Genomic DNA, 23,005 nt, shown 5'->3' with positions numbered 1-23,005 from the left:
GCCTTCCCGGTCCGGTACGCGGGACCGTCCCCGCGCACGTCCTGGAGAGGAGCCCCATGACCGCTGGTCCCCCCGTGCGGATACCCCCGTCCTGGGCGCGGCACGAGCACTATGCCTTCCGGCTTTCGCACACCTGGGCACAGCACCCGGACGCGCCGGCGGTGTACTGGTCGGGGCTCTGCCTCACCGCGCGGGAGAGCCTGTCCCTGGTCTTCGACACGGCTGCCGCGCTACGGGACGGGGGGATCGCCCCGGGCGACACCGTCGCCCTTCTCACGGCGGCCAATCACCCCACGGCGCTCTTCGCGCGCTACGCCGCGCATCTGCTGGGCGCGGCCGTGGTGTCGGTCCGCGCGGCCAACCCCCGCAGCGACGCCGAGATGCTCCCGCCCGAGGTCCAGGCCGAGGTGCTGCGGGACACCGGCAGCCGCCTCCTGGTCGCCGACGAGACCACGGCGGTACGGGCCGCCGCACTGGTCTCGCCCGCTCTGCCCGGCCTGTTGCTGCCCGCCCCCGGCAGCTCGGCCCCACCCGCAGGCGGCGCCCTGGCCCCGGTGCCCCCGGACGCCGGCTTCGGACCTGACGACGTGGCCGCGTACGCCCCCGGGGTCCGCGCCCGGATCACCTTCACCAGCGGGACGACCGGACTGCCCAAGGGGATCGTCCAGAGCTACCGGACCTGGAACTCGACCGTCGGCGTCTACCCGGCCGCCCCCGGCCCCACCGGGCCCGCCCGCGTCCTGGCCGTCACCCCGGTCAGCCACACGGTGGGCTCCATGGTGGACGCGGTGCTGGCCGCCGGCGGGTCCGTGGTGCTGCACGAGGGGTTCGACGCGGACGAGGTGCTGGACGCCTTCGGCCGCCTCGCCGTGACGGACACCTATCTGGCGGTGCCGCACCTCTACCGGCTCACCGAACGGCTCTCCGCGGCCGGCGTCCGCCCGGACCTGTCCGCGCTGCGCCAGGTGGTGTACAGCGGGACCCCGGCCGCGCCGCACCGGATCGCCGACGCGCTGCGCTGGTTCGCCGGCCCGCTGTCCCAGCTGTACGGCTCATCGGAGGCGGGCGGCATCTGCGGCCTGGACCGGCTGGACCATCAGGAGCCCGAGCTGCTGGGGGCCGTGGGCCGGCCGTTCCCCTGGGTGGAACTGAGCCTGCGCGACCCGGAGACCGGCCGGGACGTCCCCAGGGGCGGGACCGGCGAGGTGTGCGTGCGGTCCGCGACAGCCATGGACGGCTACCTCGGCCGCGACCCGGCGGAGGGCACCACCCCGGACGGCCGGCTGCGCACGGGCGATCTCGGCCGTCTCGACGTGTACGGCAGGCTCCGGCTGACCGGCCGCCTGGGCCACGTCATCAAGAGCGGCGGCCAGAAGGTGCATCCGGCCGCCGTGGAACGCGTCCTGTCCGAGCATCCGGCGGTGCGGGAGGCGGTGGTGTTCGGCGTACGGGACCACGACCGGGTGGAGCGGGTGTACGCGGCGGTGTCGCTGCGTCCGGGGAGTGAGGGCGACGACGTCCGGCTGCGGGCCCATGTCGGGGCGCGGCTGGACTCGGCCCATGTGCCGGTGCACATCAGCCGGTGGCCCGAGCTGCCGTCGAACGACAGCGGCAAGCCCGATGTGCGGTATCTCCGCGGCCTCGCGGAGGCGGCGGACAGCGAACCCGGCGTGCGGGAAACCACCGGGGAGAGGAGAGCGATATGACGTCATATCTGCATTTCGCGCGGGAGATGCGGCTCGGCAGGCTGTTCCGTCACGGGGACGGCCGGCTTCTGATCACCCCGCTCGACCACTCCGTCACCGATGGCCCGGTGGTCCCTCGCGGCAGCACCATCGACCATCTCACCGGCCAGCTGGCCGCGGGCGGTGTCGATGCCGTGGTCGTCCACAAGGGGGTGCTGCGGCACATCAGCCCGTCCCGTTTCGCCGGGATGTCGCTGATCGTCCACCTCAGCGCGAGTACCCGGCACGCGCCGGACTCGGACGCCAAGTACCTGGTGACGGCGGTGGAGGACGCGCTGCGGCTCGGGGCGGACGCGGTGAGCGTCCACATCAACATGGGCTCGGCGGACGAGCGGCAGCAGATCGGGGACCTGGGCCGGGTCGCGGACCTGTGCGACCGCTGGAACCTCCCCCTGCTGGCGATGGTCTATCCGCGCGGCCCCGGTATCGACCATCCGCAGGCCCCGGAGCTGGTGGTGCACGCGGCGACGCTCGCCGCGGACCTCGGCGCGGACGTGGTCAAGGCCCCGTACGCGGGGAGCGTGGCCGAGATGCGCGATGTGGTCGCCGCCTGCCCGATCCCGCTGCTGTGCGCGGGCGGTCCCCGCCGTGGTTCGGGCACCGACGCGCTCGCGTTCGTCAGGGACGCCCTGCTCGGCGGCGCCGCCGGGGTCGCGATGGGGCGCAACATCTTCCAGGCCGCCGATCCCCGCCGGATGGCCGCCCGGGTCGCCGCCGTGGTGCACGGCGAGCCCCAGCCGCTCGTGGCCGACACGACAGAAGGGCAGTGTGATGAACGGACAGAAGCTGTGCTGGCTTGATATCCGTGGCGCCGGTACCGCCCGGCCCGCGATCATCGAGGAGGCCCTGCACCAGCGGACCGACGGCATCGTCGCCGGTGACCTGCAGACCCTGGCCGACCTCCCGCCCACCGTCCGCAAGGTGCTGCTGCCCAGCGGTGAGGGCTGGTGGCGGGACGAGTGCTTCCCCGGCGCGGCCGACATCGTCATCCTGCCGCCCGGCTTCGCCGGCCGCGCGGAGCTGGAACAGGCCCACCCCGAGGTGGAGTTCGGGCGCCTGGTGGAGATCACCGACGCCACGAGCCTGGAGGAGGCGTGCCACGCGGCGCGCACCGAGCGCTGGAGCGTCCTCGACTTCCGCGATCCGACCAAGATCCCGCTGGAGATCGTCATCGCCGCCGCCGCGGGCTCCAAGGGCGCGATCGTGACCACCGCCGGCGACCCGGAGGAGGCGGCGATCACCTTCGGGGTGCTGGAACTCGGCTCGGACGGGGTGATGATGCCCGGCCGCTGTGTGGGGGACGCCACCGCGCTGGTGGAGGCGGCCCGTTCCTCGGCCGGTGAACTGACGCTGACCGAACTGACCGTCACCGCCACGACGCACATCGGCATGGGCGAGCGGGCCTGTATCGACACCTGCAGCCAGCTCGGCGAGAACGAGGGACTGCTGGTCGGCTCCTACTCCAAGGGGATGGTGCTGTGCGTCAGCGAGACGCACCCCCTGCCGTACATGCCGACCCGTCCCTTCCGGGTGAACGCCGGCGCCGTGCACAGTTACGTCGTCGCACCGCACGGCCGCACCAACTACCTCAGCGAACTCCACGCGGGCGCCCCGGCACTGGCGGTGGACTCCACCGGACGCACCCGGGTGGTGCCGGTGGGCCGGGTCAAGGTCGAGACCAGACCGCTGATCTCGGTCGACGCGGTGTCACCGGAGGGCGTACGGGTCAACCTCATCCTCCAGGACGACTGGCACGTACGGGTGCTGGGGCCGGGCGGCGTGGTGCTGAACTGCACCGAACTCGCCCCGGGCGACACGCTGCTGGGCTACGTCCCCACGGCCGACCGGCATGTGGGCTACCCCATCGACGAGTTCTGCCGCGAGCAGTGACCAGGACGCGGGAGGTACCGGCACGTGCCGCCGCCGTGGCGGTGATCGGCGGCGGCATCGCGGGGCTGACCCTGGCCCTCGCCCTGCGGCGGGAAGGGGTGGACTGCACCGTCTTCGAGCGGAGCCCGGAACCGGCCGGGGCGGGAGCCGGGCTCCAGCTGGCACCCAACGCCACCAGGCTCCTGCACCGCCTGGGCGTCGCCGAAGCGCTCCGCGCGGTCGCGGTACTCCCCCGCGCCCTGCGGATCCGCGGCTGGGACGACGACCTCCCGCTCCACACCACCGCACTGGGCGACGCCTGCCGACACGGCTACGGCGCGCCCTACTACACGGTCCACCGGGCCCAGTTGCACCGCGTACTGCGGGAAGCCGTCGGCGGCGCCCAGGTGCGGACGGGCCACCGGCTGACGGACCTGACGGAGGACCCCGGCGGCGTGGACCTCACCTTCGCCTCGGGCGCCCGCCACCGGGCGGATGTGGTGATCGGCGCGGACGGCGTGCACTCCGCGGTCCGGGCCCGGCTGGCCGGCGACGCCCCCGTGTTCTCCGGCAGCAGCGCCTACCGCGGCCTGGTCCCGGCGGATCGTCTCCCCTGGGCCGCCGGTGAACCGGAGGTCCGGGTCTGGCCCGGCCCCGGACGCCATCTGGTGTGCTACCCGGTCTCCGCGGGCCGGGAGATCAGCTTCACCGCGACGGTCCCCGCGGCCTCGGCGGGCGAGGAGTCCTGGACGGCCGAGGGCGACCCGGCCGAACTCGCCGCCGCCTACGACGGCTGGAACCCCACGGTCACCCGCCTCATCGCCGCCGCCGACACGGTACGCCGCTGGCCCCTGCACGACCGCGAGAGCCTGCCCGACTGGGTCACCGCCCGGGTGGCCCTCCTCGGCGACGCCGCCCACCCCATGCTCCCCTTCCTCGCCCAGGGCGCGAACCAGGCGATCGAGGACGCGGTCACCCTGGCCGTCTGCCTGGGCCGGGCCGCGCCGGCGGACACCCCGGCCGCGCTCCGCCGCTACCAGGACCTGCGCCTGCCGCGCACCACGCTGATCCAGCGCGGCGCACGCCGGAGCACCCAGTACCTGCACCGGCCGGACCGCCCCCACCACCCCGGCGCCACCGCGGACCCGCACGGCCTGGCGGGGCTGCGGGCCATGGGATGGCTCTACGGCCATGACGCGGAGGCCGTCGCGACGGGAGAGGCACGGGAGCCGCTGACGGGGAGCACGGCACCCTGAGAGGCCCCCGCCCTCACAGCCACCGCTGCTCGGTGGCGATGCGCGCCGCGTCGAAGCGGTTGCGGGCCTGGAGTTTCCTGATGGCGGTCGAGGCCAGGTTCCGTACGGTGCCGACCGCCAGGTAGAGATCCCGGGCGATCTCCTTGAGCGAGGCGCCCGAGGCGGTCAGCCGCAGCACATCGGCCTCCCGGGCGCTCAGTGGACAGTGGAGCGACACCGGCTGCGAGACGAACAGCCCCGGGTCCATGGTCAGACACCCCACCGCGGCCCCGCGGATGGCCCCTATCAGGTACGGCAGTTCGACCTGTAGGGACACCACGCTCAGCACCCCGGCCCTGATCGCCTGGTCGGTGGAATTCGGCGAGGACTGACTCGAAATCAGCGCAACCCCGCACTGCGGCCGTGTCGTACGCAACTGGCCCAGTATGTCCAGCACGTCCTCGTCCACGGTGCCCGTCTCGACCACCGCGACGGCCGGCTCTAACCGCTCCACGGCCGGCAGAAGATCATCATGCTGCTTTGCGGCTCCGACCACGGAAAAGTCGGCCACGGTATCCAGGTACTTCGCCATCACCTCGACGGACAATGCGTACTCTCCGGCCACGACGATGCGGATGCTCATGCCAGTCCCCCCATGCACGCGGAAACAACACATCGAGGGACCACACGCGCCTCCGGGATGGCTCATTGTGGTCGCTCAATGATCTCATGAAGGTAATGGGTGAAGCCGTGAAGTGTTCATGTAATGACGGAGAATCTAGGCGTATAGCGTGAGGAGAGCGTGCAGGCATACCTCACCTACGGCCCATACGGCATAAATAGGTGCAGGCGGCGCGGCGCCTGCACGAGTCGGGATGTCGCCACACGCTGACGGAACGCGCCACGAAGTCCGCCCGCACCCGGCAGGCACTCCGGCGCTCCTCGTCGCCGCCTCTCGTCCACCGCCTGCCCGCCCGACGGCGGGGCGGGCAGGGCCGGCCGGCCTACTCCTCCGCGGTGTCGCCGCCGGCGAAGACGATCTGGGTGACCTCGGGGCCGTAGTTGGCTCGCGCGGTGATCCGGTAGAGGCCGGCGTCGGGCACGGTGACGTGGGCGCTGAGGCGGTCGTCGCCGGTGACGTCGAAGGAGAAGTCGGGTCCGCTCCACGTCCCGTCGAGGCTGGTGATGCCGCACTCCACATCGGCGGGCTCGTCGGTGCCGGTGAGGACGCACTCCCAGGCGGCGCCCGGGGTGACGTAGTCGGGGACGGTGAGGCCCAGACCGTCGTCGCCCTGCTCCGGGCCCCTGATCAGCGCGTCGTGGTCGAGGAGGAAGTCCTCGACGAGGGGCATCGCCCTCTTGTTGGCGGCGAGCGCCCCGTGCTGGGCGGCGAGAGGGATCGTGGGCGTGGTCACGGCGGCCGAACCACGGTGCACGGTGCCGTCCCCCCACACCTGCGTGCGGCGCGGGACTCCGTTGGCGTCGCGGCTCAGCTCGCCGTCCGCGCCGGTGACGAAGCAGTACTCGGACGCGCGCACCACGCCCTGGTCGAGCGTCAGGGACTGGACGGTGTCCTGCCGTACGCCGACGACGGGCTGCTGCCGCGGCAGGCTCTGGGCGTAGAGAGTGGTGAAGAAGTCCTGTGCCTGGGTGAAGAGTTCCTTGTCGCCGCCGAGTGCGGCGACGTCTGCGGCGGTGAGCCGGTGGACGTCCATGCCGTCCTCCAGGCACCTGAAGCGGGGCAGGAGTTCGTGGACGGCCGGCATGGTCGCGGCCGCCGCGGCCAGACGGGCGTGCGGCAGCGGCAGGGGCGCGCCCTGGAGGGCGTTGAGGATGTTGGCGGCGACGACGGAGCCCTGGAACGGGGTGCCCAGAGTGAGGATGCCTCGGGTGTCGGGGGCGAGGTCGTTGTCGCCGCCGAGGGTCAGGGCCGCGTTGGTGACCAGGCCGCCCATGGAGTGCGCGACGAAGACGAGACGGGCGGGGCGGTCTTCGAGGGCCTCCCGGCGGGCTTCGCCCTGCGCCGGGTGCGCGAGCCAGTTCTGCAGGTGGTCGCGGGCCTGCCGGGCGAGACGGCGGCCGTTGACGGCGATGGGAAGGCGCCAGTCGTAGGGGAAGGTCATGACGGCATCGGGGTGAGCGGCACGGTGCTCGGCGAGGTTCACCAGTCGGGTGTAGGGCTCGATGCCGCGCAGGAAAGGGCTCCAGACCGGAGTCCGGAGCAGCCTGCGCGCCTCGACCCGGCTGTGGTCGCCGGTGCGTTCCTCGTCGGTGAGGTGCAGGGGGGCGAGGCCGTTGGGGCGCAGCCAGGCCCGGGTGAGCCAGCGCGGGTCGGCGATCCCCCAGATCACCCGGCCCGTCGTGGTGTCGTACAGCTCGCTGCCCATGATCCCGGGGACGACGACGATCGCGTCGTGGGTGATGCGGTGGGTCACACCGGGCTGGACATGCGGAGCTGGAGCGGGCCGGACTTGCCCCCGGGGCTGGTTCATGGCTGTCACACTAATGACATGCGACACACGGGGGGCGAAGTACGGCCAACGGCACTTCCGTTACAGGGTGACGCCACGTCGATCGAGCGTGCGCTGCTGACTCTTGCCGTACGCGACTACCCTCGGGACCCGGCGCGCGAGCAGTTCGCCAGGGGCATCGACCAGCAGCGGGAAGTGGTCCACGAGTGGTGGTGGCGCACCCCGGATCCGGAGCTGGCGTTCACTCCGGTGGAGCCGCCCCAGGAGCTGGTGAACCGGGACGCGGTCGAGGAGTTCCTGCGCGCGTCGAAGGTGCGGGACATGAACGGCGAGGCGCTCGTGGTGTTCATCACCAGCCACGGCATCGCGGGCAGCTCGGACACGCACTTCCTGCGTCTTCCCGAAACGGATTCCAAACGCCTGCTGGCAACGGCCGTACGGACCGTGGATGTCGTGTCCGCGGCCCTGGACTCGCACGCCAGGAACGTTCTGGTGATCGTCAACACCTGTTTCGCCGGCAACATGGCCGCGGACCTGGCGGCCGCGCACAAGGAGATCAGACCGGACCGGCGGGACAACTGCCAGTTGGACGTCCTGGTGACCTGCGGTCTCAAGTCCAAGATCGAGGTCACCAGATTCCCCACCCTGTTACGGGCCGCTCTGGAGCGGCTGCGCCGCACCGCCGGCATCACCACCCCGTATCTGAGCGTCCCGGACTTCATCGCGCAGTACGCGCTGGGACTGCGGCCCGAGGAGGAGAAGAAGTTCAAACTCCACCACCTCGTCCAGGGCGGCACCCTTCAGCCCTCCGTCTGCCTGCCCAATCCCGGGTACGTCCGGCTGCCGGAGCTTCCCGGGGCCCTGGCGGGACACACTCCATGGGCTGCCGAGTACTGGCTGGACCGGGCGAGCGGCCGGCCCCATGACCAGGACTCGGGCTGGTACTTCCGCGGGCGCGAGTCGCTGAACAGGACGGTCGCCGACTTCCTGGGGCCCGGCACACGACGCGGTGTCCTGCTGGTCACGGGGTGCGCGGGCAGCGGGAAGTCGGCCGTCCTGGCGCGGGCGGTGATGCTCAGCGACCCGGAGTTCCGCGGCGACCCGCTGTACAAGCAGATCGAGGACAGCTCCGCGGCGGCCACGATTCCCGGGGAGAACCCCCGCTGCGCGGCGCTGCTGGCCCGCAGCCTCGACGCCGCCCAGTTCGCCGCGGGCCTGGTCACGGCCCTCGGGCTGCCACTGCGGCCGGTCGGTCCCACGGACGACCAGGTCGCCGTCTGGTCACGGCAGCTCCTCGCACATGTCGAGGAATCCGATGACCCGGTGACGATCGTGGTGGACGCCCTGGACGAGGCCCAGGAGCAGTCCCGGATCGTGAGTGATGTGCTCGGCCCTCTGGAGCCGTGGTGCCGTGTGCGCGTTCCCGGCCAGCGCCAGGACCGGCCGGCCGGCGACACCTCGCCCGGTCTGCGGCTCCTGATCAGTGTCCGTTCGAGTCAGCCCGCCCACTCCGCCGGCTCCGTCGCCGTCGAGGACGACGCGGGGCTGCTGCACACGCTGCGCCGCCTCTTTCCGGCCGCGCTCGTGGAACGCACGGACAACCCCGCCAGCAAGGAGGACATGAAGCGGTACCTGAGCGCGCTGATCACCGAGAGCGCGGGTGAGGAACTGGTCCGCGCGATCTCGCCCGTGGTGGACGCGGTGTGGCCGTCCTTCATCGACGCCCGGCTGGCGGGTTACCAACTGCGCAACGCGCCGGACCCGTTGGCCCTGGCCAGGGACGAGGAGTGGCATCGTACGACGCTGACGCAGGGCATCCGCGGGCTCCTGTACCGCGATCTGCGCATCGTGGAGAACGACGGCCTGCACCCCCGCGTCGCCCTCGCCCTGCTGAAGGCCTCCGCCTACGCCAAGGGCCAGGGCGTGCCCTGGGGCGAGGTGTGGCCGGCCATCGCAGGCGTCTTCCTGCTCCCCGACCAGCTGGAACCGCAGGAGTGGGACACGATGATCGGCAAGCTCCTCAGCGGCCGGCTGAGCGGATATCTGGCCCAGTCCATCGAGGACGACCGCCGCGTGTACCGTCCCGCTCACGAGGAGCTGGCCGCGGAACTCCTGCGGCCCGACAGCGATCTGCCGGCGTCCGGTGGTGACCATGACTGAGGCGTCGGAGGCGTACCAGCGCGACATCCACCGTCAGATCGCCGAACGGCTCAAGGATCTGGTGCCCAGCGATCCCACCCTGCCTCCCCACCCCTACCTGCGCCGGCACCTGGCCGAGCACGCTGCGCTGGGGGAGGTCTTCGACGACGACCACGTGACACCCGGCCTGCTGGCCTGGGAGAGCAGTTCGCAGGTCCGCAGGCTGCTGGCCGCGCAGGACACGACGAACGAGCGGCGGCAGTGGCTGTGTGCCTGGGCGGCCCTGGAGCCCTTCGCCCTGAACACCGATGCGCTCTCGCGCCTGAGCAGTCTGCGACTGGCCCGGCACGCGACCCTGCGGCCCCCCGTCGAGATCGTCCCCGCGGCACACACGGCCGCCTTCGGCGCCCCCGTCCCGGTGAGCCCGCTGTGGAGCGACCGCGTCGTGCCCACCCCCGCCTGGACGGCCAGCCCGGCCGAGGTGACGGCGCTGGCCACCCTGCACACGTCGGACGGCACGGCGCAGAAGATCGCCACCGGCGACGACACCGGGACACTGCGCCTGCTGCGCACCGACGGCCGGCTCACCCACATCCCCGTGCACCTGCATTCGGGGGCCATCACCCACCTGCTGGCGCTGCGCGGCGGCCTGCTCGTCACCGCCGGGACCGACGGCCGCGTCATGGCGGTCCAGGAGGAGGGCGGCCGGCTCACCCACCACCAGGTCGCACGCCGGGAGAGGACCTGGGTCAGCTCTCTGACCACCTACCAACCGCACGGGCGCCCGCTGTTGCTGCTCGCCGCGTTCAGCGACGGGGTGGTCGAGGCCGTCGACCTGGGCCGGTTCCACCGGCACCCGCTGCCCCTGGAGCGGCTCACGGACCCATCGGCGCTGTTGTGCGGCATCCGGACGGCCGACGGAGAGCAACGGCTGCTGTTCAGCGCCCGCGCCACCGTCCACCGCTACGACGGGAGCACGCCCGAGGTCCACGGCCGGCACCAGGCGCCCGTCCGTGCCCTGATCGCCCTTTCGCAGGCCGGCCGCTACGTCGTGGGCGACGAGAGCGGGAGGGTCACGCTGTGCGACCTCGAAGCGGACGGGCCGCTCGCTGTCGGACGTCATGACGCCGTCCAGGCGGGAAGCTCACCGGCACCCGTGACGGCTCTGCACGAGGTGGTCCTCGCGGACGGACCGGCCCTCGTGTCGGCCTCGGGTGACGGCACCCTGCGGTTGTGGCGGCTGCCGGACCTGCGGCCGGTCGCCGGTGTCCTGGCCGCGCACACCGCTCCGGTGAACGCCCTGACGCGCCTGCCCGGCCGCCGTCACGACCGGCTGCTGTCGGGCGGCGCCGATCACGTCGTGCGCGGCTGGTCCGTCGACGAGGCCACGTTCGGCCAGGAGCCCCAGACCTGGAACCGGGTCACGGCCTGCGCCGTGTCCCCTTCGGCTCCCCATCTGCTCGCCGTGGCCCGCGCGTCACGGGTGATCCTCAGGGACCTGGCCACCGGCACCGAGACCACCCGCATCAAGGGACGCCGTATCAGCGCCCTGGCATGGCTCCGGATCAACGGCCGCAGGCTGCTGGCCGTGGCACTCGACGACCTCAGCATCATCTGCGTGGACCCGGAGACCAACCGCCAGGCCGGCCCCCCGATGACCGGCCACAACCTGCGTATCCGCACACTCGTCACGCTGCCCACCCTGCTCGGCGAGCGACTTGCCAGCGCCGGCGCGGACGGGCGTGTCTGCGTCTGGGAGCCGGCGACGGGCAAGCGTCTCGCCCTCTTCGACGACCACGACCTCACCGTGCGGTGCCTGGCCACCCACCAGAACGCCGAGCACCGCCTGCTGGCGTCCGGCGGCAGCGACGGCAACATCAGAATCTGGAACGCGGACACGCTGGAGCAGCACTCCCCCACCATCAAGTGCGACCAGGGCCTGATCAACGACCTGGCCTTTGTCACCCCGGACGACGGCGGGCTGATCATCGCCGCGGCAGGACGGGACGGCACCCTGAAACTGTGGGACGCGGAAACCCGGGAACCGGTGCGCACGCTGGCCTGCGGCGACGGTGAGCTCAGCGCCGTCACCTCCGTACAGCTCCGCTACGGGCGCACGGCGCTGGCCGCGGCGGGCAAGACCAGCGTCCACCTGTGGGACGCCACGACGGCACAGCCCTTGCTGCAGATAGTCACGGGTTCGCCGATCACCTCGCTCAAGACCGTCCAGGACACCGATGACGGCACCTCGTCCATCCTCCTGGCCTCCGGCGAAGCAGGACCGATGGCGGTCCGCCTGCACCACAACCTGCTGTGACCCGCTGTGCGCTTCCACTCGACCGGCCTGTACGGGCCCGACCGACCGACCACGGACGAGGATCAATGACCGTTCCCCACCTGATTCCCGCACCCGCCGAGGGGGTCTGGCGCCTGGGCTGGGCGCACGACCCGATCAAGTACAACCAGGTGGAACCCGAGACGTTCGACGGCTCCTCCGCCGGCCGCTTCAGCCTGTTCTCGTACGAGACGCTGTACTGCGCGTCCAGCCCGGCCGGCTGCTACGCCGAGGCGCTCGCCCTGTACCGGGTCTCCCCCTTCATGCGGTCCCTGATGCGGGACGCGCCCGCCGGTCACGGCCACATGTCCGTGGGAGACATCCCCTCCAGCTGGCGCGATCTGCGCATCCTCGTCCGGCTGACCGCGTCTCCCCAGGCCCAGTTCCTGGACCTGGAGGACGACCGGACCCGTATCGCCCTCACGGAAGCGCTGGGAGAGGACTTACGGGCCTTCGGCGTGGAGGGCGTGCTGACCGACAAGGACATCCGGGGCAAGGACCGCACAGTCGCCCGGCAGATCGCGGCCTGGGCCGTCACCCAGCGCAACAAGGCGGGGCACCAGCTGATGCAGGGCATCACCTACCGGTCCGGTTACGGCGGATACCGCTGCTGGGCGATCCTGCGCGACGCCGAACTCGAAGAGCAGGAACGCAGGCCCATCAGGCAGGAGGACGTCGCACTGCGTGAGGTGGCCGAGGAATACGGGATCACCGTGCGGTGACGCCGTTGCGTCGTCCGGCCGTACAACGTGTCGCCCATTCAGGTCGTCTGCCTCAACGGCCCACTCGGTCGAACAACTTACCCATCCCGGGGTGAATACCCAGATGGGAGCCGTCCCCTCTCACCCAATGGTGGGATTCAGGTGTGTTTTTGAGCGGCAAAGCGATGGAGTAAGGAATCCCTAAACGGGTAGTCTTCAGGTAACTCACCCGAGGAGCAACCATGTTGAAGCACAGACCGCACACAGCACGGCTGTTACCGGCACCGCCCTGGCGGCCGTCGCCGGCCGCACAGCTGGCGTACGCGAACATGAATGCCTCCTCCCAGCCGACGTGGTGTGCCGCCCCGACCCATGAGCCGGACGGGCCCTGTCCGTATTGACCCGCACCGCCATCCGGCCCCGGCGCGTCGAAGCGCCAGCACTGCTTCGCCCACGCGCACACCCGGGGCGAGGAATCGAGGAGACCATGCAGATGCAGACCCAACGAGAGACATCGGCAGAGGCGGAGGGCCGCGCGCTGCGGACCACCACCGAACTGCGGCCCGATCAGATGGCTCAGCTTCTCCAGGACACGTTCAGCCAGAGAGTCGCGGCCCTCATCGCCGGGATCGAGGACCCGAAGCAGGTCGGGCGCTGGGCGCGGAGCCAGAACACGCCACGCATCGACTCCGAGAACCGGATGCGGGCCGCCTGCCAGGTCTTCGCCTTCATCTCCGACTGCGAGAACCAGCACATCGCCCGTGCCTGGATGCTGGGGATGAACCCCCAACTGGACGACGACTCCCCGATCGAGGCCATCGCCGAAGGCAGGTTCAAGGAAGCGATGGCCGCCGCACGGTCCTTCCAGCGCGGTGACCTCTGACCCGGACCTCACGCCCACGACGCGGCCCCGGTCACGCACCGGACGCGGATAGGGTGTTCGAGCGACGACACACCATGCTCGCTCAGGAGGTTACGGGTGGGGCCACGACCCCCGGCGATTCGCGTACCGGTCGGGGAGGGGTCCGACCGGTGGACGAGCCGGACGGCTCAGCGACGAGTCCTACTGGTGATCCACAACGTCACCTCGGCCGGCCGCCTGCTGGACCTGGTTCCGCTGTTCCACGACGACTTCCGCGTCCAGGTACTGGTCACTTCGACGGGCTCCTCGGCTTTCCAGGACGGCATCCGCGAGTTGCTCCGCGATCTGCAGCTTCCGGAACTGCCCTGGAAGCAGGCCCTCGCGACTCCGGTGGACCTGGCGGTCTCAGCAAGCCTCGGTGGCGAACTCAACCTGATTCAGGGTAATTTGTCAGTATTGTCACACGGGGTCGGATACACTAAGAAACTGGGCAAGCCGGGATCCGGGACGCCTACGTTCGGGCTGTCGCCGGAGTGGCTGCTGTCCGACGGGCGGGCCTTTGTCGACGGGCTCGTCCTCTCCCACCCCGAGCAGTTGGAGCGGCTGGCCCGGGTCTGCGAGGACGCGGTGCCCTCAGCCGTACTCGCCGGGGACCCGTGCTTCGACCGCATGCTCGCGGCGCGCCCGTACCGGGACAGATTCCGGCGAGCGCTCGGAGTCCGCAGCGGGCAGCGACTCGTCGTCCTGAACTCGACCTGGAACCCGGAGGGGTTCTTCGGCACCGGTGGCGGGCAGGACATCCTGCCCGGGTTGCTGCCCCGGCTCACCGCCGAACTGCCGGCCGATGACTACCGCCTGGCGGCCGTTCTCCACCCGAACATCTGGTACGGCCACGGCCCCGGCCAGATCCGGGCATGGCTGGACAGGGCCGTGCGCGACGGGCTGACCCTGATCGATCCCGCCCACGAGTGGCGGCAGGCCCTGCTCGCCTCCGACCTCGTCCTCGGGGACTTCGGCGCGGTGTCCTACTACGCCGCCGCCCTGGGCACGCCCGTCCTCCTGGCCGCCGACGGGACGGGGGTACTCGATCCCGAGGCACCGCTGGCGGAGTTCGTCCGCCGTGCGCCCCGACTCGCCCCCCCCCACGCCCCGCTCCTCCCCCAAGTGGAGCGGGAGATCGCCGCCCATCGCCCGGACCCGGACGCCGCCGGGTCCGTCACCTCCGAACCGGGCCGATCGGCCGAACTGCTGCGGCGGCACTTCTACACGCAGATGGACCTTCCCGAGCCGCCGGGCCCCGCATCCCTGGAGCCGCTGCCGCTCCCCGCGTACCGTCCGCGGAAGGTGACGTCACCGCTGCACGTACGGACCCGTGTGGAAGGGACGGACATCGCCGTCGAGCGGTCCGCCGGCCACCCCGCAGGGGCGGCCGGCGACGCGCATCTGTGCGTACACGAGGAGACCCGTCACCCCGGCGACCTGGACACGGCCGACGTGATCACGCGAGAGGCGCGGGCGGACGATCCGCGGCTGGGCGGTCCGGACACGTGGACCGACGAGGTGCTGCGGCTCCACCCCCACTGCTCGACGGCCGTGTACCTGACGGGACCGCACACCTGTGTCGTACGCGTTCGGGGGCGCCGACGCACGTTCCGGCTGTCCGCCGACACGAGCACCGGGGCGGACGCGGACCCGGCGGCGTACGCCTGCGCCTTCCACGTCTGGCTCGCGTACGGCGGCGCGGTCCCCGAGCGCGGAATCGTGCTCCGGATGCACAGCGCCGGCGGCGTACATCCGTTCCGCGTGGAAACCGCCGGCTGAGCTACCGGTCGATGGCCGCCTCGCAGCGACGCCGCAGACCGGCGAGGTAGGCCCGGTGCGGGGCGGCGGAGGCGGGCAACAACGCCTCGGCGTTCCCCTGCTCCCACCGCCCCGTCTCCCCCAGGCAGTGGGCCGGCTGGAAGTGGAGGGCCGCCGCCATCCGCTCGTCCGCCCGGCTCTCGTCGGCGCACCGGGCCGCGTCCCGCAGCGCGGGAAGCACCTCGTCCCAGTACCCCGCCTTCAGTTGCAGAGGCCACAGGGAACGGGCCAGCCACAGGGCGGTGCCGGTCCGCGGGCGGACATGTGGCCCCCAGGTCCTCACGCACCGGAACCGACGGCGCATGGGCGTCAACACGCCATTCCCGGCCGCCTGGTGTGACTGAAACGAATCGGTGCCCCGACAACTCCGGCCGGTTGACCTACGCTCTGCATGCTCCCAACCCCCCGCACGGGGGTTCGACGTGTCGTGAAAGGTTTCGCTTCTCGTGGCTGGCACCAATATCTACAGGGTCGTCAGATCGGGACCGCTGTGGTGAGCCGACCGTCGAGAGAGCCAGGACGCGGCCCCGGTGCGAGCGCCGCCGTCGCCGTCGCCGGATGGGCTGTCACGCTGTCGGCCGCCGCCGGTGCGGGGTGGGTCGTCGTCACCGCGGACGCCGAGCGGCACCGGGCGCTGGCGGGAGCCTGTGCCGCGGCGGTCGTCCTGTTGCTCGCCTGCGTACTCTTCCTCGCCCGGCGGCTGTCCACCGAACGCGCGCACCGGGCCCGGGAGGCCGAAGTCGCCACCGCCCGGGGCTCCGAGGTGGCGCGTCTGGCCGCGGTACGCGTCCCGGCCATCGCCGAGCGGCTGCGGACCGGACAGCGGCTGGATGGTGTGCCGGGGCCGTTGGCGTCGCCGGAGGAGACCGGTGAGGAATTCGCCCGAGCGCTGGACTCGGTCGTCGTCGCGCTCGGTTCGGACACGGCCGTGCACCGCGAGCGTGCGCTGCGCGACTCGGTGCAGGCCGCCTTCGAATCCGTGGCGCGCACCATGCATGTGATGGCCACCGTGCAGCAGCAGGTCCTGGACGAGGTCGAGCGCTCCATCGAAGACCCCCTTCTGATGGCGAACGTGATGAAGGCCGACCACGCGGCCTCGCAGATGACCCGCAAGGCGCAGACGCTTCTGGTGATGTGCGGGATCTGGCCCGCCCGTCGCGAGACCCGGCCGGTCTCGCTCTACGACTGCGTACGGGGCGCCCAGTCCCGGATCGTGGAGTTCGGACGGATCGAGGTGCACGGCGGACAGACCCTGTACGCGGTGCCCCCGGCGGTGGAGGGGCTGATGCACTCCATCGCCGAACTGCTGGAGAACGCCGCGGTGTTCTCACCGTCCAGCTCCCCCGTGGTCGTCAGCGTGCGGGAGGTGGGCGCCGGTGCGGTCATCGAGATCGACGACGCCGGGCTCGGGATGCCGCCGGACGTCCTGCACCAGGCCCTCGGCCAGCTTCGCGACGACCTGGACCTGACCCGCCTGGGCGCGGTGCCGCGGCTCGGCCTGGCGTGCGTCGGGCGCTGGAGCCGGGAGCTGGGCTTCAACGTGGAGCTGAGCGCGTCCTCGGCGTACGGCGGCACCCGGGCGGTGATGTTCGTACCGTTCCGGCTGCTGACCGAGCCGCTGCCGAGGGCCGCCGCACACCGCCGCCCGGCCGTCGAACCGGCCGAACACGTCGGGCCTGTCGTCTCCCCGGCAGATGTGCGCGACGACGCCCCCGAGCCGGCCGGCGCACCCGCCCCGACGACGGCCGGCCTGCCCCGGCGGCGCAGCCGGCGCGGTGCCACCCGGGCCACGAGCGCCGCACGGCACTCGGCGCCCGGCCCGCTGCCCGGTGCCGAACCCGCCGAACCCTGGACGCCGGAGGCGGCACGCGCCTCGATCACCAGCGTGGTGTCCGGAACCTTGCGTGGCCGGGCGGCCGTCGACGCGAACGGCGACACCGAACCGGCGTCGCCCCCGCACGGCGGACAGACCCTGCCCAGTACCCCGCACGAGCACGCCGGAGGCCGACCGTGACCGGAACCATCGCTCGACTCCCCGACTTGGGGTGGATGCTCCGCCCACTCACCGAGATTCCCGGCGTCCGGCACTCCGTGGTGGTGTCCGAGGACGGACTGCGTCTCGGGCACGCCTCCGCCGAGAACCTCACGGGTCCGGTGGCCGGCCTGAGCGTCGCCGAGGCGGAATCGCTGTCGGCGGCCTGCGCGGCGATGACCATGACGGGGCGGTCCACCAGCGCGCTGCTGTTCGGGCGGGACGCCCGGACACGCCAGTTGATGCTGGAGACCGACCAGGGGTTCGTGCTGTTCACCCATGCCGGGGTCGGCGCGCACCTGGGGGTCGCCACCGATCCGGACGCCGACGTGGGCCTGGTGGCCCAGCAGATGCAGTTGCTGGTCGCGAAGATCGGCGCACACCTGAGCAGCATGCCCCGGGACGAGGCCGCCGCAACGTGACGACGGAGCGGCCTGAGGTGCCGAGGGCCTCGGCGATCCGCCCGTATGTCATCACCCGCGGCCGCACGGAGTCCGACGGCGAGCCGCTGTCCTGGGAGTCCCTGGTGATGACGGCGGAGGCGGCGTTCCCCGCCACGCTCCAGCCGGAGCACCTCGCCATCCTCAAGCACTGCGAGGGGCTCATCTCCGTCGCGGAGGTGGCCGCTCACCTCGGCCAGCCGCCGTCGGTCGCGCAGGTGCTGCTCTCCGATCTCCTCCGATGGGGGCTGATCGTGACCCGGCCGCCCATCCCGCAGGCCGAACACGCCGATGTGACCATGCTCAGAAAGGTCCTCCATGGTCTCGAAAGTCGCCTCTGAAACTCTGGCCCCGGCCGGCCCGCCGCCCGCCGCGGCCGGCGGGAAGTACCTCGACTCAAGCGTGTCGGGCGCGGCGAAGATCCTGGTCGTCGGCCCGCTGGGGGTGGGCAAGACGACGCTGATCGGTACGGTGTCGGAGATCGAACCGCTCTCCACCGAGGCGTCGATGACCCAGGCGGGCGTCCGGGTCGACCCGGACGTGGACAGCGGCAAGAAGACCACCACGGTCGCCCTCGACTTCGGCCGGCTGACCATCGACGGCGACCTGGTCCTGTATCTGTTCGGCACTCCCGGACAGCAGCGGTTCCTGCCGGCCTGGCAGGACCTGGCCAAGGGGGCGCTCGGCGCGCTCGCGCTGGTGGACACCCGGGACCTGGCGGCCTCCTTCGACGCGCTGGGCAATCTGGAGGATCTGGACCTGCCCTTCGCGGTCGCCGTCAACGTCTTCCCGTCCGGCCCCCGTTACGACGCCGACGACATCCGTACGGCCCTCGATCTGCTGCCCGAAACTCCCCTGGTGACCTGCGACGCACGGGACCGGGCCTCATCGATCCGGGCGCTGATCGCCCTGATCCGTCACCTCATCCACGTCGCCACGGAGTCCTCATGAGCACGCCGCACCCCACGACCGGGCCGGCCGTCGGCTGCCCCGTGACCGGCGCCTCCGTCGCGACGGCCGCGCTGTACGGGCCCGACCTCGACGGCATGACGATGCCCGCGCTGTACGAGGAACTGCGCCGCGCACACGGCCCGGTGGCGCCGGTGTCCGTCGCCCCCGGCATCGACGCCTGGCTGGTCCTGGGCCACCGCGAACTGCTCCGGCTCACCCGCGAGGAGCAGGACTTCTCACACGACCCGCGCCGGTGGAGCCTGCTGCGTGAAGGCCGGGTGCCGGCCGACTCGCCGATCCTGCCGATGGTCGGCTGGCGCCCGGCGCTGCTCTTCGCGGACGGGCAGCAGCACCGCAGAATGCGCACCGCCGTCTCCGACGCGCTGGCCGGGATCAACGGACACGAGCTGCGCCGCAGCGTCCGGGCCACCGCCGAGGCCGTGATCGCCGGATTCGCGGCGCACGGCGAGGCCGACCTCGTCTCCGCGTACGCGCGCCTGCTGCCGATGCGGGTGATCGCCGGGCTGCTCGGGCTGGACGACCGGACCGGCGGGGAGCTGGTGGAGGCGGTGGCGGGCCTCGTGTCGGCCAGCAGCGTGGCAAGGGACGCGAGCCGCAGGATGGGCGCCATCCTGCACGGACTGATCGAGGAGAAGCGGCGGGTGAGGGGCGACGACATCGTCTCGGCGCTGCTGCACCACCCGGCGCGGCTCACCGACGAGGAGGTGCTGCACAACCTGGTGGTCATGTTCGTCGCGGGCAACCAGACCACGGTGAACTGGATCGCCACCACGCTGCGCATCCTGCTCTGCGACCCCGCTCTGCGCTCCTCACTGAGCGGCGGCCACCTCAGCGTGGACGACGCACTCGACGTGGTCCTGTGGCGCTTCCCGCCCACCCAGAACTTCCCGGCCCGCTACGCCACCCGCGACATGACGTTCGGCGGCCAGGACGTCCGGGCGGGCGACATGCTGATCCTGGGCCTGGCGGCGGCCAACGCGGACCCGGAGGTGCTGCCGGACGACGGCACCCCCGTGGTCGGCAACCGCTCCCATCTGGCATTCGGCGCGGGCCCCCACACCTGCCCCGCCCAGGACCCGGCCCGGCTGATCACCCGGACCGCGGTCGACACGATCCGGCACCGCCTGCCCGACCTGGAACTGTCGGTCCCGGAGAGCGAGTTGAAGTGGGTCAACTCGCCCTGGAGCAAGGGCCTGGGCACTCTGCCCGTACGTTTCACCTCACCGCAGTTGCCGCAGGGCCCGGTGCCCTCCCGGACGGCCGAGGCCCCCGCCCCGGCATGGCCGCACCGGAACGCGGCGCGGCCACAGACCCGCCCGCACTGACCCGCCCGAAGCGACCTTTCCGCGGCACGCCTCCCCCTCCCCCCTCCCTCCCTTCCCTCCCTTCCGACCCTCCGAAGAGCTGGAGCCCCGTTGAACACGTCACCGGTGAACCCCGCGGCCGACCTTCCGCACCGCCTCGACCCGGCGGGTGGCTGCCCGCACGCGGCCAACGCCCGGCTGCTGGCCCAGGGGGCGGTCACCCCGGTCGTCCTCCCCGGCGAGGTGCGGGGGATGGCGGTGCTGGGCCACGACGCGCTGAAGGAATTCCTCGCGCACCCCGACGTCGCCAAGAACGCACAGCACTTCACGGCGCTCCAGGCCGGGGAGATCGCCGACGGCTGGCCGCTGAAGACGTTCGCCACGGTGCAGGGGATGACGACCGCGGACGGCGCCGACCACCGGCGGCTGCGGTCGTTGATGAGCAAGGCGTTCACGGCCCGCCGGGTCGAGGAACTGCGCCCCCGTATCGAGCAGTTGACGCTGCGCCTGCTGGACGGCCTGGAGTCGGCCGCGACGGAGGACGGTGTCGTCGACCTGCGTACGCACTTCGCGCTGCCACTGCCGATGGGCGTCATCTGTGAGCTGCTGGGCGTGGACGAGGCCCACCAGGACCGGCTGCACGACCTCTCCAACCAGATCGTGGCCACGGACATCGGTCCGGCCGAGGCGATGGCGGCCAACCGGGAGATGGTGGAGACGCTGACCGAGGTGGCCAGGGCCCGGACCGCCGCCCCCGGCGACGACCTGACCAGCGCGATGATCGCGGCCCGCGAGGAGAACGGCGACCGGTTCAGCCCGCACGAGCTGATCGGCACGCTGATGCTGACCATCATCGCGGGGCACGAGACGACGCTGAACCTGATCACGAACGCCGTACGCGCCCTGTGCACCCACCGGGACCAGCTCGACCTGGTCCTCTCCGACAAGGCGAGCTGGTCGGACGTGGTCGAGGAGACCCTGCGCTGGGACAGCCCGGTCAGCTACTTCCCCTTCCGCTACCCCACCCGCGATCTGACCCTGGACGGCACCGTGATCCCCCAGGGCACCCCGGTCCTCGCCGGCTACTCGGCGGCCGGCCGCGACACCCGCGCCCACGGCCCGGACGCGGCACACTTCGACATCACCCGCACCGGCACGTCCCGCCACCTCTCCCTGGGACACGGCGCGCACTACTGCATGGGCGCACCCCTGGCCCGCCTGGAGAGCACCACGGCCCTGGAACAGCTCTTCACCCGCTTCCCGGACCTGGACCTCGCGGTCCCCGAGCCGGAACTGCCGCGCCACGCCTCGTTCGTGGGAAACAGCGTGCAGAAGCTTCCGGTACGGCTGAAGGGGTGAGAGGGCGCGGGGCGTTCACGCCGGAATGCCGACGGCCCCGCCGGCGGGTCGCCGTCGACGGGGCCGTCTCGCACGGCGGGGCGGCTTAGGCGCCCAGGGTTCCGCCCTTCACGGCGGACACGAAGGAGGACCAGTCGCCAGCCGGGAAGGCGAGGGCGGGGCCGTGTGGGTTCTTGCTGTCCCGAACAGGGATGAACGCGTCGAAATCATCGGAGACCTCGACGCACTGTCCGCCGTCCTGATTGCTGTAACTGCTCGCGCGCCAAGTCGCCACGGTCAGGTCGAGGGGTCGCACGGCACTTCCTCCAGAAGGCGCAGAATGAAATTCCGCGACTCGGCAGGGGGCAACGCCAGGTCGCGTACCGAATCATATACGCGTTGCAGCTGCTCAACCGGGCCTGTTTCCTCGATAAGTTCTCCGCGGTACCCGTTCTCCGCGTAGGCCACCGCACGCCCATCCGCCAGGCGAAGGAACATCACGTCAGTGTTGGTCAGGGCGTGGAGCCCCACGCCGAACGGCGCCACCTGCACCGTTACCCCGTCTCTCTCTCCCACCTCCCACAGGTACTTCAGTTGCTGCCGCCACTCGTCGGTGTTCCGCAAAGGGGTCCTGAGAACTGCCTCGGACAGGATGGTGCGGAACTGGGGCGCGGATTCGCCCACCAGTAGCTCCCGGCGCCCCATCCGTGCCTCAACCTGCTGATCCAGGGCGTCACCGCGCAGACCTCCTGCCGCGAGCAACTCCCGTGCGTACCCCGGTGTCTGCAAGAGACCGGGAACGATACTCACCGCGAAGTGCCACAGACTCGTCGCCTCCGCCTCCAGGCCCATGTACCGCCTATAGCGCTCCTTGAACTGCGTCTGGTCGCTGATGGCAAGTTCCCACAGCGCCAACAGCAGTCCCGGTGTCCCGTAGTGCTGGTCAAGCGCCTGCACCACCTCCGGGCCGCCGACCGTCTCGCCCTTCTCCATCTTCCCGAACAACGACCAGTCCCAGCCCAGTCGTTCACCGAGCTGCCGCAGGCTGTCGCCGCGCGCGGTACGCAGGTGCCGCAGCTCCTCCGCGAACCGTGCCCGTGGTTCCCTGCTGCGGCCTGATACCGCCCGCCTCGTCGGCATCGCGCCCTCCGTGGAACGTGTGGAACGTGGCTCGCCCGCTGGGGAGGCACCCTCCACCCTCGGTGTGTCACCCCTCTGACGGGGCCATTCTCGTAACGAGCCCCTCACGCACGGTACGACCGGGCGTGTGGCGAGGCAGAGGAATCCGCGAAAGAACAGCCGAAGGAAGCAGCCCCATGAAGCCGTCCCTCCCCCGCAGGACGCCCCAGGTGAACCCGTCCGTCCCCCAGGCGGGAAACGCGCCAACGGCCAAGGTCCAGGAGGCCGTCGATGCCCGCGACGACCTCGCCGCCGCCCTGACGGCCGCGGGTATCCAGCTGCCCGCGATGGACGTACGCACCCCGTGGCGAGACGCCGGGGACGAAGGCGGCGCACGGCCGGCCGACTACGCGCTCGTCCACCTCGGTGTCTGCTCCGCCCCCGTGGCGCACGCCCTCGCCGCAGTGATCAGGGGCGGAGCGACCGGGTGACCGACGGCGGCCTCCCTCGCGTCGGGACGACCGTGCACGACGGCGGGAGCGACCGGGTGGGACTGGTGGTGGGCCACAAGGGTCTGTGTTTC

At 71.8% G+C, this 23,005-nt stretch carries 21 protein-coding genes; 16 read left to right on the top strand and 5 right to left on the bottom strand.

Annotated elements, in window-relative coordinates:
* The first annotated feature begins 56 nt into the window (after positions 1-56).
* From P8A18_RS26640 to P8A18_RS26625, 4 genes are read left to right on the top strand one after another with little or no spacing between them, the layout of a single operon-like run.
* Positions 57-1,706, top strand: a complete 1,650-nt coding sequence (locus P8A18_RS26640; protein WP_306058402.1) for a class I adenylate-forming enzyme family protein — start codon at positions 57-59, stop codon at positions 1,704-1,706.
* Complete coding sequence (locus P8A18_RS26635) at positions 1,703-2,545, top strand: 2-amino-3,7-dideoxy-D-threo-hept-6-ulosonate synthase (protein ID WP_306058400.1); 843 nt, start codon at positions 1,703-1,705, stop codon at positions 2,543-2,545. The genes P8A18_RS26640 and P8A18_RS26635 overlap by 4 nt, the downstream gene beginning before the upstream one ends.
* Positions 2,517-3,635, top strand: coding sequence for a 3-dehydroquinate synthase II (locus P8A18_RS26630; protein WP_306058398.1), 1,119 nt, complete (start codon positions 2,517-2,519; stop codon positions 3,633-3,635). Before P8A18_RS26635 ends, P8A18_RS26630 begins: the two co-directional genes overlap by 29 nt.
* A complete protein-coding gene (locus P8A18_RS26625; protein ID WP_306058396.1) occupies positions 3,632-4,870 on the top strand; it encodes an FAD-dependent oxidoreductase in 1,239 nt (412 codons plus the stop codon). Before P8A18_RS26630 ends, P8A18_RS26625 begins: the two co-directional genes overlap by 4 nt.
* A 13-nt stretch (positions 4,871-4,883) precedes the next feature.
* Here P8A18_RS26625 and P8A18_RS26620 read toward each other — a convergent pair whose 3' ends face one another.
* Positions 4,884-5,492, bottom strand: coding sequence for a response regulator transcription factor (locus tag P8A18_RS26620; RefSeq protein WP_018553615.1), 609 nt, complete (start codon positions 5,490-5,492; stop codon positions 4,884-4,886).
* Between the two features lie 361 nt (positions 5,493-5,853).
* Positions 5,854-7,284, bottom strand: coding sequence for an esterase/lipase family protein (locus tag P8A18_RS26615; protein WP_306058393.1), 1,431 nt, complete (start codon positions 7,282-7,284; stop codon positions 5,854-5,856).
* A gap of 75 nt (positions 7,285-7,359) precedes the next feature.
* Here P8A18_RS26615 and P8A18_RS26610 point away from each other — a divergent pair, with 75 nt between their 5' ends.
* From P8A18_RS26610 to P8A18_RS26590, 5 genes are all read left to right on the top strand, one after another.
* A complete protein-coding gene (locus tag P8A18_RS26610) occupies positions 7,360-9,480 on the top strand; it encodes an ATP-binding protein (protein WP_306058391.1) in 2,121 nt (706 codons plus the stop codon).
* Positions 9,473-11,776, top strand: coding sequence for a WD40 repeat domain-containing protein (locus P8A18_RS26605; RefSeq protein ID WP_306058389.1), 2,304 nt, complete (start codon positions 9,473-9,475; stop codon positions 11,774-11,776). The genes P8A18_RS26610 and P8A18_RS26605 overlap by 8 nt, the downstream gene beginning before the upstream one ends.
* A gap of 65 nt (positions 11,777-11,841) precedes the next feature.
* Positions 11,842-12,516: an RES family NAD+ phosphorylase gene (locus P8A18_RS26600; RefSeq protein WP_306058388.1), complete on the top strand. Its 675-nt coding sequence runs from the start codon at positions 11,842-11,844 to the stop codon at positions 12,514-12,516.
* 472 nt (positions 12,517-12,988) lie between these two features.
* Positions 12,989-13,378 (top strand): hypothetical protein, encoded by a 390-nt coding sequence (locus tag P8A18_RS26595; protein WP_026249984.1) that lies wholly within the window; start codon positions 12,989-12,991, stop codon positions 13,376-13,378.
* Positions 13,379-13,564: 186 nt separating this feature from the next.
* Positions 13,565-15,178, top strand: a complete 1,614-nt coding sequence (locus tag P8A18_RS26590; RefSeq protein WP_306058386.1) for a hypothetical protein — start codon at positions 13,565-13,567, stop codon at positions 15,176-15,178.
* A gap of 1 nt (position 15,179) precedes the next feature.
* Here P8A18_RS26590 and P8A18_RS26585 read toward each other — a convergent pair whose 3' ends face one another.
* The gene (locus P8A18_RS26585; protein ID WP_306058384.1) at positions 15,180-15,500 is read right to left on the bottom strand and encodes a hypothetical protein; all 321 of its coding nucleotides are present in this window, start codon (positions 15,498-15,500) and stop codon (positions 15,180-15,182) included.
* Between the two features lie 210 nt (positions 15,501-15,710).
* Here P8A18_RS26585 and P8A18_RS26580 point away from each other — a divergent pair, with 210 nt between their 5' ends.
* From P8A18_RS26580 to P8A18_RS26555, 6 genes are all read left to right on the top strand, one after another.
* Positions 15,711-17,231 carry an ATP-binding protein gene (locus P8A18_RS26580; RefSeq protein ID WP_306058383.1) on the top strand — a complete coding sequence of 507 codons (1,521 nt, stop codon included), beginning with the start codon at positions 15,711-15,713 and terminating at the stop codon, positions 17,229-17,231.
* Positions 17,228-17,671, top strand: coding sequence for a roadblock/LC7 domain-containing protein (locus tag P8A18_RS26575; RefSeq protein ID WP_306058381.1), 444 nt, complete (start codon positions 17,228-17,230; stop codon positions 17,669-17,671). Before P8A18_RS26580 ends, P8A18_RS26575 begins: the two co-directional genes overlap by 4 nt.
* Before the next feature lie 17 nt (positions 17,672-17,688).
* Positions 17,689-18,030, top strand: coding sequence for a DUF742 domain-containing protein (locus tag P8A18_RS26570; protein WP_306058379.1), 342 nt, complete (start codon positions 17,689-17,691; stop codon positions 18,028-18,030).
* Between the two features lie 61 nt (positions 18,031-18,091).
* The gene (locus P8A18_RS26565; protein WP_136205309.1) at positions 18,092-18,640 is read left to right on the top strand and encodes a GTP-binding protein; all 549 of its coding nucleotides are present in this window, start codon (positions 18,092-18,094) and stop codon (positions 18,638-18,640) included.
* Positions 18,637-19,986, top strand: coding sequence for a cytochrome P450 (locus P8A18_RS26560; RefSeq protein ID WP_306058377.1), 1,350 nt, complete (start codon positions 18,637-18,639; stop codon positions 19,984-19,986). The genes P8A18_RS26565 and P8A18_RS26560 overlap by 4 nt, the downstream gene beginning before the upstream one ends.
* Positions 19,987-20,076: 90 nt before the next feature.
* The gene (locus P8A18_RS26555; protein WP_306058375.1) at positions 20,077-21,324 is read left to right on the top strand and encodes a cytochrome P450 family protein; all 1,248 of its coding nucleotides are present in this window, start codon (positions 20,077-20,079) and stop codon (positions 21,322-21,324) included.
* A gap of 85 nt (positions 21,325-21,409) precedes the next feature.
* Here the strand turns inward: P8A18_RS26555 and P8A18_RS26550 are convergent, their stop codons facing one another.
* Together P8A18_RS26550 and P8A18_RS26545 are read right to left on the bottom strand one after the other, a co-directional pair.
* Entirely contained in the window at positions 21,410-21,619 is a 210-nt protein-coding gene (locus P8A18_RS26550) for a DUF397 domain-containing protein (protein ID WP_306058374.1), read from the bottom strand.
* Positions 21,601-22,443, bottom strand: a complete 843-nt coding sequence (locus tag P8A18_RS26545) for a helix-turn-helix domain-containing protein (protein ID WP_306058372.1) — start codon at positions 22,441-22,443, stop codon at positions 21,601-21,603. Before P8A18_RS26545 ends, P8A18_RS26550 begins: the two co-directional genes overlap by 19 nt.
* A 176-nt stretch (positions 22,444-22,619) precedes the next feature.
* On the opposite strand from P8A18_RS26545, the gene P8A18_RS26540 reads away from it, so the two are divergent.
* The gene (locus P8A18_RS26540; RefSeq protein WP_306058369.1) at positions 22,620-22,913 is read left to right on the top strand and encodes a hypothetical protein; all 294 of its coding nucleotides are present in this window, start codon (positions 22,620-22,622) and stop codon (positions 22,911-22,913) included.
* Positions 22,914-23,005: the final 92 nt, after the last annotated feature.

Source organism: Streptomyces sp. Mut1, from assembly GCF_030719295.1.
Taxonomy (GTDB): domain Bacteria; phylum Actinomycetota; class Actinomycetes; order Streptomycetales; family Streptomycetaceae; genus Streptomyces; species Streptomyces castrisilvae.
The sequence above is the reverse complement of the archived record's forward strand: the minus strand, read 5'-3'. Positions and strand labels throughout refer to the sequence as shown.